General features: G+C 33.4%; 6 protein-coding genes. 5 read left to right on the plus strand and 1 reads right to left on the minus strand.

What is annotated here, in order from left to right; all coding sequences use genetic code 11:
* Positions 1 to 13: 13 nt before the first annotated feature.
* From DMB65_RS21180 to DMB65_RS21200, 5 genes are all read left to right on the plus strand, one after another.
* A complete protein-coding gene (locus DMB65_RS21180) occupies positions 14 to 5,116 on the plus strand; it encodes a translocation/assembly module TamB domain-containing protein (RefSeq protein ID WP_110308622.1) in 5,103 nt (1,700 codons plus the stop codon).
* Positions 5,100 to 7,415, plus strand: coding sequence for a translocation and assembly module lipoprotein TamL (gene tamL, locus DMB65_RS21185; protein ID WP_110308623.1), 2,316 nt, complete (start codon positions 5,100 to 5,102; stop codon positions 7,413 to 7,415). Before DMB65_RS21180 ends, tamL begins: the two co-directional genes overlap by 17 nt.
* 112 nt (positions 7,416 to 7,527) lie before the next feature.
* The gene (locus DMB65_RS21190; protein ID WP_110308624.1) at positions 7,528 to 8,010 is read left to right on the plus strand and encodes a 3'-5' exonuclease; all 483 of its coding nucleotides are present in this window, start codon (positions 7,528 to 7,530) and stop codon (positions 8,008 to 8,010) included.
* Positions 8,011 to 8,096: 86 nt separating this feature from the next.
* Positions 8,097 to 9,368, plus strand: a complete 1,272-nt coding sequence (locus tag DMB65_RS21195) for a DUF2851 family protein (protein WP_110308625.1) — start codon at positions 8,097 to 8,099, stop codon at positions 9,366 to 9,368.
* A gap of 63 nt (positions 9,369 to 9,431) precedes the next feature.
* The gene (locus DMB65_RS21200) at positions 9,432 to 9,659 is read left to right on the plus strand and encodes a PspC domain-containing protein (protein ID WP_110308626.1); all 228 of its coding nucleotides are present in this window, start codon (positions 9,432 to 9,434) and stop codon (positions 9,657 to 9,659) included.
* Positions 9,660 to 9,736: 77 nt separating this feature from the next.
* On the opposite strand, the gene DMB65_RS21205 is transcribed toward DMB65_RS21200, so the two are convergent.
* Entirely contained in the window at positions 9,737 to 11,212 is a 1,476-nt protein-coding gene (locus tag DMB65_RS21205) for an amino acid permease (protein ID WP_110308627.1), read from the minus strand.
* Positions 11,213 to 11,524 lie beyond the last annotated feature (312 nt).

The following is an 11,524-nucleotide window of genomic DNA, read 5'->3' on the forward strand; positions in this document are numbered from 1 at the left end:
GTTTTATTGACGTATGAATAAAAAGACAATTCATTATTTAAAAAAAACACTACGTATTCTGCTTTGGTTCGTGGGTTCTGTGGTTGCACTTTTATTACTTCTTATTATTTTAATTCAGATACCGTCCATCCAGAATTTCGCTAAAGATAAAGCCATTACGTACCTTGATAAAAAGATTAAAACCAAAGTATCTTTAGATCATATATCGATCAAATTTCCGAAAGATGTAGTGCTGGAAGGTTTTTATTTTGAAGACCAGAAAAAAGATACTTTATTGGCAGGAAAACGCCTCGAAGTTGATGTTGATTTTTTTAAATTAGTTAGCAGTGAACTTGAAATCAATTCGGTTTCATTTGAAAATGTAAAAGCGAATATTTCAAGAAACAAAGAAGGTGTTTTTAATTTCGATTACATCATTAAAGCTTTCGGATCAAAAGAGCCAAAAGCGGAAGACCCGGATGCTAAACCTTTCAAAATATCGGTTGTAAAAGTCAATCTGGATCATGTCAAGTTCAATTTTAAAGATGATTATTCTAAAAATGATATTCGGCTAAAACTGACTCATTTCGGCATCAAATTCAATAAATTCGATCTGGATGAAATGGATTTTAATATTCCGAATATTGATTTGAAAGGATTGAAATTAGTATTGAATCAGGATCTTGTGGAGAAAATTGCTGCAGTTTCGGTGAAAACCGCAGATACCATTTCGAAGCGAAAAGATTTTAAACTAAAATTAGATAAAATCAGTTTGTCCAAGATTGATATTTTATACGATAATAAAGACTCCAAACTGGATTCCAGAATACAATTAGGCAATTTTGAACTCACAGTTAATGAGGTAGATTTTAAAAAACAGCTTTTGGATTTTGAAACACTTAAATTAAAGAATCTAAAAGGAAATTTGCGGCTGGGGTCTAAAGACAAAGAAATTAAAGCTCCGGATTTAGATTCAACAGCAATTAAACAAGCAGGCTGGAAAATAAAACTGGCCGCTGCTGATATACAAAATACAGATTTTAAATTTGATGATATGCAGTCAAAACCTGTTCAAAAAGGAATTGATTACAGCCATTTGGATCTGGACAAATTCAATTTAAAAGCCAATAAATTATATTACGGAAACGATACTATTTCGGGAAATATAAAAGCATTGGCAGTTACAGAAAAAAGCGGATTAATAATTCAATCCTTAAAAACAGATTTTTTTTACGGTCCAAAGAATGCATCCCTTAATAATTTATATCTGAGAACGCCGCAGACACTTGTAAAAGACAAAATTAGAGTTGATTACAAATCGATTGCCTCATTGAAAAAAGATCTTGGCAACCTTTCAATCGATGTCAATCTAAGTAAGTCCAAAATTGGATTTCAAGATGTTTTGCTTTTTGTTCCGGATCTTCAAAAAGAGGATCTGTTTAAAAGCAATCCAAATGCTATTTTGTATTTGAACACTCGCATAAACGGAAAAATAAAAGACCTGAATATTCCGAAGTTTGAAATGAGTGGAATAGGAAATACTAAAGTTTCTCTTTCTGGTGAAATAAAAGGGCTTCCGGATGCTCAGAAATCGTATTATGATTTGGAGATTAAAAATCTTTCCAGTACATCAAAAGATATCAGTTTGTTTGTACCGGCCGGAACAATTCCGAAGAACATTCAATTGCCATCCCAAATCAATTTGAAGGGAAAATTTACAGGTTCGGTTCAGAATTTCAAAACTAATCTGGCTTTAAACAGCAGTTTCGGAAATGCAAAAGTAAACGGAATCTTTGATCAACGGGTAAAAAAAGGCGAGCGATACGATGCTTTTGTAAGTCTGACAGAATTTGATTTGGGGAGATTAATCAAAAATGATTCGATTGGAAAAATTTCGCTTAAAGCAAAAGTAAAAGGCAAAGGTTTAGATCCAAAAACAGCAAATGCAGCGATTAATGGCTTAGTACAAAAAGCCGTTTTTAACAGATATACTTACAAAGATTTAGTTTTAAAAGGAAACATCGAAAACGGTTCTTTTGCAGTAAAATCCGAAATTAAAGATCCAAACCTGAATTTTGATTTAACCGCTAGCGGCAATACCAAAGAAAAATATCCATCACTAAAATTAAAATTAAAACTCGATATTGCCGATCTGGAAAAACTGAATCTTCATGCCGGCCCAATGAAACTCCGAGGAAATGTTGATGCAGATATCACCAGCAGCAATCCTGATTTTCTTAATGGAAAAGTATTTCTTTCGAATATCCAGATTTTACAGAAAGAAGAACCAATTGTTCTGGACTCGATCAAAGTTTTGGCTTTCGCCGATAAAGACAGCAATTCGATAAACATTTCATCACAGTTTTTAAAAGCAGAAGTAGTCGGAAAATATAAATTGACAACTTTGACTACAGCAATTAAAAAGACCATTTCTAAATACATTGATCTTAAAAATCCAAAAGTAAATGCAGAATCTGATGAACAGCGACTGGCTTTTACCATAAAAATAGAAAATGATCCTGTATTGTTTCAATTAATTCCGAAACTTACAGGCTTAGAGCCTTTAACTATTACAGGAAATTACAATAACCAAACAGATTCCCTCCAGGTTAGAGGAATGATTCCGAGGATTGTTTATGCGGATAATATTATTTCTGACGGAAAAATAAATATTGGAGCGAAAGAAAATGCTTTAGAATATTCGGTTTCTGTGGCTACGATAGAGAGCGGATCAATAAAAATTCCGTTTACAGATTTGTCGGGCCAGGTAGAAAATAATATTTTGACTTATGCATTGGAAGTTCAGGATACAAAAGAAAAACAACAATATTTTATTGCAGGGGAATTTAAGGCAGAAGGCTCTAAAAACATCTTTAAAGTAGATGCTGAAACTTTTATTCTTAATTATGAAAAATGGAATATTGATCCTGAAAATGCAGTAGAATTTGGAGATAAAAGACTTTATATCAATAATTTTTATTTGGCTAATGCAGGAAATGAATTAAAAATCCAATCGCAGGGAACTCAAAATAATGCACCATTACAAGTTAATTTTGTGAATTTCAAAATCGAAACCATTCTGAATATGGTTAAAAAAGACAAGTTGTTGATGCAGGGCTTAATAAACGGTTCTGCCTTGGTCGAAAACGTTATGAAAAATCCAACCTTCACCTCTGATTTGAGAATTGATGATTTTACTTTCAAAGGAGATAAAGTCGGAGATCTTGAGGTAAAAGTAGATAATAAAACCAATAATACACTCGCAGCCATCATACAATTAACTGATGAAGGAAACGACCTGAAACTTGACGGGGATTATGAAATAGACTCGGAAACTTTTGATTTAAATGTTGATATCAGTAAATTGAATATCAAAAGTATTCAGGGCTTCAGTATGGATAACATCACAGAGGGAAGCGGTTATTTGTCAGGAAATTTTAAAGTTAACGGAACTACCAAAGCACCTCAGCTCAATGGTGAATTAAATTTTAATGATGCAGCTTTCAGGGTGATGAAGCTTAATTCCTACTTTAAAATTGGAAAAGAAAAAATAACATTTAACAATGAAACCATTTCGTTTGACAAATTTTCTCTTTTAGATGAAAATGACAATGAATTATTGGTAGATGGAACGATTAAATCGGCTGATTTTAACAAATTTGATTTTGACCTTCTGGTTCAGGCAAACGATTTTAGAGCCATTAATTCTAAGGAAAAAGACAATGATCTGTTTTATGGCGATTTGTTTCTGGATACTAAATTAAGCATAAAAGGAGATCTTGACAATCCTCTTGTTGATGGTACAATCAAAATTAATAAAGAAACAAAATTTTCAGTTGTATTGCCACAGTCAGATCCTTCAATTGCTGACAGAGAAGGAATTGTAGAGTTTGTCAATGAAGATAATATGTATTTTAAGCAAACCACTGATATGCAAAATGAGTTTAATCAGTCGGAATTGAAAGGCATGGATGTAAACGTTGCTATTACGATCGATAAAAAAGCAGAGCTGAATTTAATTATCGACAAAGGAAATGGTGACTATTTAAAACTAAAGGGCGAAGCCGAATTGGTTGGAGGAATTGACCAGTCCGGAAAAACTACTTTGGTTGGGAAATATGAATTCTCAGACGGGGCTTATCAAATGAATTTCAACGGAATAAAAAGAAAATTTGATATTCAGAAAGGAAGTTATATTACCTGGAACGGCGAACCCACTATGGCAAATATAAACATTACGGCAGTTTATAAAGTAAATGCAGCTCCAATCGATTTATTAGGGCCGCAGCTATCAGGCGAAAGCTCCACTATTCGAAATACCTATAAACAAAAACTTCCGTTTCAGACTTTGTTAAAAATGAACGGAGAATTGATGAAACCTGAAATTTCATTAGGAATCGAACTTCCGGATAGGAATTACAATGTTTCATCAGATGTGGTAACCCTGACCCAAACTAAACTTAAACAATTAAAACAGGATCCGGCAGAACTAAACAAACAGGTTTTTGCCCTTATCGTATTAAGCCGATTTGTAGGTGAAAATCCATTTGCTACCGAAAGTGGCGGCGCCAGTGCAGAATCTATTGCCAGACAAAGTATGAGCAAAATTCTTTCGCAGCAGTTAAACAACCTTGCCAGTGAACTGGTGAAAGGTTTTGAGGTGAATTTTGACTTAGAATCAACGGAGGATTATACCTCCGGAACAATGAAAAACAGAACCGATCTCAATTTTGCAGTTTCCAAGCAATTAATCGATGACCGTCTGAAAGTAACTGTGGGCAGCAGTGTTGGTGTAGAAGGGCAGGAGCGTGCCAATGAACAAAGTACTAATATAGCAGGAGATGTCGCAATCGATTATCAGCTTACTAAAGACGGCCGTTATATGTTGCGGGCTTATCGAAAAAATGAGTATCAGGTTGCTGTTGAAGGACAAGTGGTAGAAACCGGTATAGCTTTTATCATTACGATGAGTTACAACAAATTCAGGGAGCTTTTTCACCATACGGAGAAAGAAAAGGAATTGATAAAAGAAGTAAAGCTTCGTGAAGAGAAAGAAAAACAAAAAAAGAAAGAAAAGAAGGAAAAAGAGGAGAACCAACCCAAAAATCAAGTTGAAGGAAATGAACAAAAAACGTAACCATATAAAAAAACAATGTGTAATGTGTTTTGTACTGCTGTCTTTATTCTTTGTTTTGGGATGCAGTAATACAAAATATTTGCCCGAAGAGGAATTATTATACACAGGCGGTTCTGTAACCGTAAAAGATTCTGCAATCAATAGAAAGGACAAAAAAGCACTGGAAACAGAAATGAAAGGTTTATTACGGATAAAACCCAACAAACAATTTTTAGGATTACGTCCTAAATTGTGGATTTATAATATAGCCGGAGAACCAAAAAAAGAAAAAGGATTTCGCTACTGGCTTCGAAATAAAGTGGGTGAACCGCCGGTTCTTTTCAGTAAAGTCGATTTAGATTATAATACGTCAGTTTTACGAAATTTTTCTGAAAACAGAGGGTATTTTAAAACACGAGTACATGCAGATTCAACTGTAAATAACAAAAGAGTTACTGCAGAATATACCGTTTTGCTGAAAAAACAATACATCATAAAAAGTGTCACATTTCCGGATGACTCTTTAAAAATGTCAAAAATAATTGCGAGATCAAGCCAAAGAAGTCTTCTAAAAGTTGGAAAACCGTATGATTTGGATATTATCAAATCCGAAAGGGAAAGAATCGATGCAAGACTTAAAGAAAGAGGATATTACTTTTTTAATCCGGATTATATTCTGGCGAAAGTAGACAGCAGCAAAGGCGATCATGAAGTAAATATCAGGCTGGTCATAAAAGATGAAGCACCTGTAAAAGCCTTAACGGCGTACAAAATTGATAAAATTTTTGTGTATCCAAATTATTCCCTGACCAATGATAGCATAGTTTACAGAAAAAAAGAGATTAAACAATATAAAGACTTTACCATAACAGATACAGCAAATACTTTTAAACCCAGAATTTTTGACAGGGCAATTTATTTTAAAAAAGGAGATTTGTATAACCGAAAAGACCATAACCTGACCTTAAACCGTTTTGTAAACCTGGGAACTTTTAGTTTTGTGAAAAATGAATTTAAGATTTCGGACAGTATTCCTAAAACACTGGATTCGTATTACTATTTAACATTACTGCCCCAAAAGTTTATCCGTGTGGAAGTTTTGGGAAAAACCAATTCGGCCAGTTACACAGGTTCAGAAATTAATGTAAACTGGAATAACAGGAACTTTTTTCGTGGAGCAGAATTGCTTACATTTTCAATATTTGGAGGAGCCGATTTTCAGCTTGGCGGACCAAATAAAGGAAGAAATATTTATAAGCTTGGAGCCGAAACCAGTTTAACGTGGCCAAGATTTGTATCTCCTTTTAATATCCAGGGGAATAGTGAGTTTGTTCCCAGAACTAAGGCTATTTTGCGTTACGAATATCAAAAAAGAACAGCGTTATATGCATTAAATTCTTTCAACGCTTCTTTTGGGTATCTATGGAAAGAAAATATTCGCAAAGAGCATCAGCTAAATCTAACAGACATTACGTACGTAAGTCCAAATCATGTAACGGACGAATATTTAGCAGATATTCAAAAAGATGAATCATTAGGGAAAGTGATAGAAAAACAGTTGATTTTTGGCCCAACATACAATTATACATATACCAATACGATGCAGAAACGTCGAAAAAACACCATCTATTTTAGCGGTGAACTGGATTTGGCGGGTAATATTACCGGATTGGTTACTGGTGCTGATGTTAAGAAAGATAATGAGAAATTAATATTTGATGTTCCTTTTAGTCAGTATGTAAAAATTAAAACAGATTTCAGGCATTATCTAAAACTTGGACAGGAAAGCGAACTAGCCAGCAGGCTGATCATTGGGGCAGGATTTGCTTATGGAAATTCAACTACAATGCCAACATCCAAACAATTTGTGGTAGGAGGAACCAATAGTATTCGGGCATTCCGGGCAAGATCTTTAGGGCCAGGTAGCTATGTAGTGCCGGAAACGACTAGTGATTATCTTCCGGATCAGTCCGCCGATTTAAAACTGGAGTTTAATACCGAATACAGAGCAAAACTTTTTAGTATTGTAAGAGGCGCCGTGTTTTTGGATGCCGGTAATATTTGGCTTTTACATGCAGATCCGAACAAGCCCGGAGCCGAAATTTCTAAAAATTTCATGAAACAGATTGCAGTAGGGGCGGGAGTAGGTTTGCGTTTTGATGTATCTTTCTTTATTTTAAGAACCGATTTGGCAATTCCGCTTAGAAATCCTTCCTTGCCAGATGGACAGAGATGGGTAATTGATGGTGTAAATTTAGGAAGTGGTTCCTGGAGAAAAGATAATTTGATTTTGAATATCGCAATCGGATATCCTTTCTAATTATTTAGTTAACAAAACATTTAAATTTTATTTTAAGTCACTAAACATTTAAATTTGTAGAATTCAAAAATTGCTTTTAGATAGGCAATTCAAATTTTAAAATTTAAATCAATTGACTTTTACCGCTATAGATTTTGAAACAGCAACAGCATATCATCCATGTTCTGTTGGGATTGTGACCGTAGAGAACGGAATTATTACAGATGAGTTTGTAACTTTAATCAAACCGCCAAATAACGAATATAATCCGTTTACCATTCAGGTTCACGGGATTTATCCTCGGGATACTGTAAATGCAAAATCTTTTTTACAAGTTTATCCTGAAATTGAGAAAAGGTTGAAAAACAGGGTTGTAGTAGCTCATAACGAAAGTTTTGACCGAAATGTTTTGATGAAATCGATGGCGTTGCATGGATTACAATACGAAGATTTGAATATTGCTAATCGTTGGGAATGTACCGTGAAAATTTATAAAGCAAAAGGGTTAAAACCTACTAAATTGAGCGATTGCTGTCGGGAAATGAAAATTCAGCTTAATCATCATGAGGCATTATCTGATGCCAGAGCCTGTGCAAAATTATATTTAATGAAATAATTTTCTTTTAATAAATTTTATATTTGTAATATTAATACTATTTTTAGTACTTTAGAGTATTGTAAACAATTATAAAGTTTAAAAAAATGAAAGAAGATTTTCTTCATTATCTCTGGAAGTTTAAAAAATTTGATACCCTGAATTTAAAAACAGTAAACGAGGAAGCAGTTACGATTATTAATACAGGAAATTATTTAGAACTTGCAGGACCTGATTTTTTTAATGCACAAATTAAAATAGGAGATCAAAAATGGGCTGGAAATGTTGAAATACATTTAAAAGCATCTGATTGGTATTTGCATCTTCATGAAAAAGACACGGCTTATGAAAATGTTATTTTGCATGTAGTCTGGGAGTACGATGCTGATATCTACCGACGAAATAATACAGAGATTCCAGTATTGGTTTTAAAGGAATATGTTTCTCCTGAAACAATTTTAAATTATAATAATCTGAAGTCACCCAAATCATGGATATATTGCGAAAAACAGATTTCTAAAATACAAAACTTTGTTTTTGAAAATTGGCAGGAGCGTTTGTTTTTTGAGCGATTAGAAAGAAAATCACAGGCTATCTATGACCTGCTCAAAGAAACGAATCAGGATTGGGAAGCAGTTTTATTTTGTTTATTGGCTAAGAATTTTGGTTTGAATACCAATGGAAATTCATTTTTGCAATTGGCAAAAGCAATTCCGTTTTCAATTATCCGAAAAGAAAGTTTTGAAGTAGAAAATCTTGAGGCTTTATTTTTTGGTGCGACGGGTTTATTAGACTCAGACAAAGAAGATGTTTATTTCAAGGATTTAAAATTCAGATACTTTTATCTTTTGCATAAACATCAGATTGAAAAAATTTATACAGAACCACTTCAGTTTTTTAAGCATCGTCCGGATAACTTTCCTACGATTCGTCTTTCGCAATTAGCAGGTTTATATCATCAGCATCAAAATTTATTTTCTAAAATAATCGGGTTAAAATCTATCAACAGTATTTATAGAGTATTGAATGTTTCAGCCAGTTCATATTGGAAAAGCCATTATCAGTTTGATAAACAAAGTCCAAAGAAAACAAAATCATTGTCTAATTCATTTGTAGATTTACTTGTCATAAATACAATTATTCCCTTGCAGTTTGCGTATGCGAAAACAGTCAATGATTCGATTGCAGAAGACTTAATTTCGATTTTGGATAGTATTGCACCTGAGAAAAATTCAATTATAGAAAAATTTAAGTCCTTTGGAGTTTCTTCTAAAAATGCTTTTGAATCGCAATCCCTATTACAGCTTAAAAGTCAATATTGCGATACAAACGGTTGCATGAAATGTGCTGTTGGGATGGAATTGCTTAAAAACAATTAGAGAATTAGAAAAAGTGTCGAATAGATAATTTTGTATTTTTGGGCAAAATTAAAACCAAAACCCATGTCAATAATTTTAAAATTGAAATTTTTTTTCGAAAAATACGGATTTCAAGTATCCTCCAGACTCGCTGATAAACTTGGAATGCGTGTGACAAATGTCCGGTTGTTTTTTATCTATATTTCGTTTGTAACAGCAGGTTTGTGGTTTGGAGTTTATCTTACGTTAGCTTTCTGGATTAAATTAAAAGACTTAATTCGGGCGAAACGGACTTCTGTTTTTGATTTGTAAAAATAGTTTTATCAAATAAAAAAAGGATTATGAAGTTTTTAGCTTCATAATCCTTTTTTTATTTGATAGATAATTTCTTATTCAGGATTGTTTAATTTACTATTTTTCTTTCCGTAAGCAAAGTAAATTATGATTCCTAATGCCATCCATGCAAAAAGTCTTAGCCAGTTAGTCCATCCTAACCCATACATCATAGCACAACAAACACCTACTCCTAATAAAGGGACTAAAGGTACAAATGGGGTTTTAAATTCCCTTATCATATCGGGCTCTTTTTTGCGCAAAATAATAACAGAAATACAAACCAGAACAAAAGCAAACAATGTTCCAATACTGGTCATGTCTCCAACAATATCTCCGGGAACAAACGCAGCAAATAAACCAACAATTACTAAAATAACAAGGTTAGCCTTATATGGCGTTTTATATTTTGGATGAACATCACTAAAAGCTTTTGGAAGTAAACCATCCTTACCCATAGCATAAAACACTCTGGATTGTCCTAATAGCATTACTAGAATTACTGAAGAAAATCCTGCTAAAATAGCAACAGTTACTAATTGTCCTAACCATTCATAACCAATCATATATTTGTTGATAGCAAATGCAACAGAAGCTTCTTTACCACCTGTTCTAAAATCTTCAACTGTGGCAACACCTGTTAAAACATGAGCAAAAAGAATATATAATAATGTACAGATTGCCAGTGAACCTAATATACCAATTGGCATTGCTTTTTTAGGATTTTTAGTTTCCTGAGCAGCAGTACTTACAGCATCGAATCCAATAAAAGCAAAGAAAACGGTACCAGCTGCTCCTAATATTCCCATAATCCCTCCATAGCTATGGTCAATTCCATGTTCATCAGTAAAGACAGAACTTTGTGGGATGTAAGGTTCGTGATTTGCAGGGTTTATAAAATTCCAGCCAATAATTATAATAAGGATAACAATTGCAACTTTTACAATCACAATAATGCCATTTACAAAAGCTGATTCTTGTATTCCTTTTATCAATAATAAACTAATAATTGCAACAATAAATAAAGCAGGTAAATTGATTATTCCATGCTCTCCGGTTTCCAGATTAGATTGAAAAGGAGAATGGGAAAGAGAAAAAGGAATAGGGTTTACATGCAAAACATTGACCAGTAGGTTGTTCAGATATTCGCTCCATGCAATTCCAACTGTTGCTGCTCCAACAGCATATTCAAGAATTAAATCCCAGCCGATTATCCATGCCAGGAATTCTCCCATTGTTGCATAAGTATAGGTATATGCACTACCGGAAATAGGAATAGATGAAGATAATTCAGCGTAACATAAGCCTGCTAATGCGCATCCTATTGCAGCAACAATAAAAGCTATAGTTACAGATGGTCCTGCGCTCTGAGCAGCAGCAGTAGCTGTTCTTACAAACAAGCCGGCTCCAATGATAGCTCCAATTCCCAGCGCAATTAATGACCAGGCTGTTAATGTTCTTTTTAATCCTTTTTCAGAATCAGCGGCTTCGGATAAAAGCTGAGCTAATGATTTTCGTTTCCAAATAGACATATTTATTTATGGTTTATCGTTATTAAGCTTCAAATGTATTCTTTTTTATAAAAAATAAAAACAATTATGTGGTTTTAAGTTATAAAATATTTGTTTTTTTGTTGGATACGATAAGAAAAGTACTGTGTTACTTCCAATCCTTTACGCTTTTCTAATAAAAATTACCTTGTATTATTTATTAAAATATTTTAAATCATTGTTGTCCGATAAAAAAGAAGCCAAATTAATGGCTTCTTAAAAAACATCGTAATTTAGAGTTGCAAAATTCAAATAACGATGGGTAAAAATAAGTATTTTTCGACTAAATCTGTT

The organism is Flavobacterium cheongpyeongense (genome assembly GCF_003202435.1).
GTDB lineage: Bacteria > Bacteroidota > Bacteroidia > Flavobacteriales > Flavobacteriaceae > Flavobacterium > Flavobacterium cheongpyeongense.

What these genes read in the sequence shown, in the direction of transcription:
- DMB65_RS21200 (WP_110308626.1), top strand. Translation starts at nt 9,432, where the DNA reads ATGTCAATAATTTTAAAATTGAAATTTTTTTTCGAAAAATACGGATTT.
- DMB65_RS21180 (WP_110308622.1), top strand. Translation starts at nt 14, where the DNA reads ATGAATAAAAAGACAATTCATTATTTAAAAAAAACACTACGTATTCTG.
- DMB65_RS21205 (WP_110308627.1), bottom strand. Translation starts at nt 11,212, where the DNA reads ATGTCTATTTGGAAACGAAAATCATTAGCTCAGCTTTTATCCGAAGCC.
- tamL (WP_110308623.1), top strand. Translation starts at nt 5,100, where the DNA reads ATGAACAAAAAACGTAACCATATAAAAAAACAATGTGTAATGTGTTTT.
- DMB65_RS21195 (WP_110308625.1), top strand. Translation starts at nt 8,097, where the DNA reads ATGAAAGAAGATTTTCTTCATTATCTCTGGAAGTTTAAAAAATTTGAT.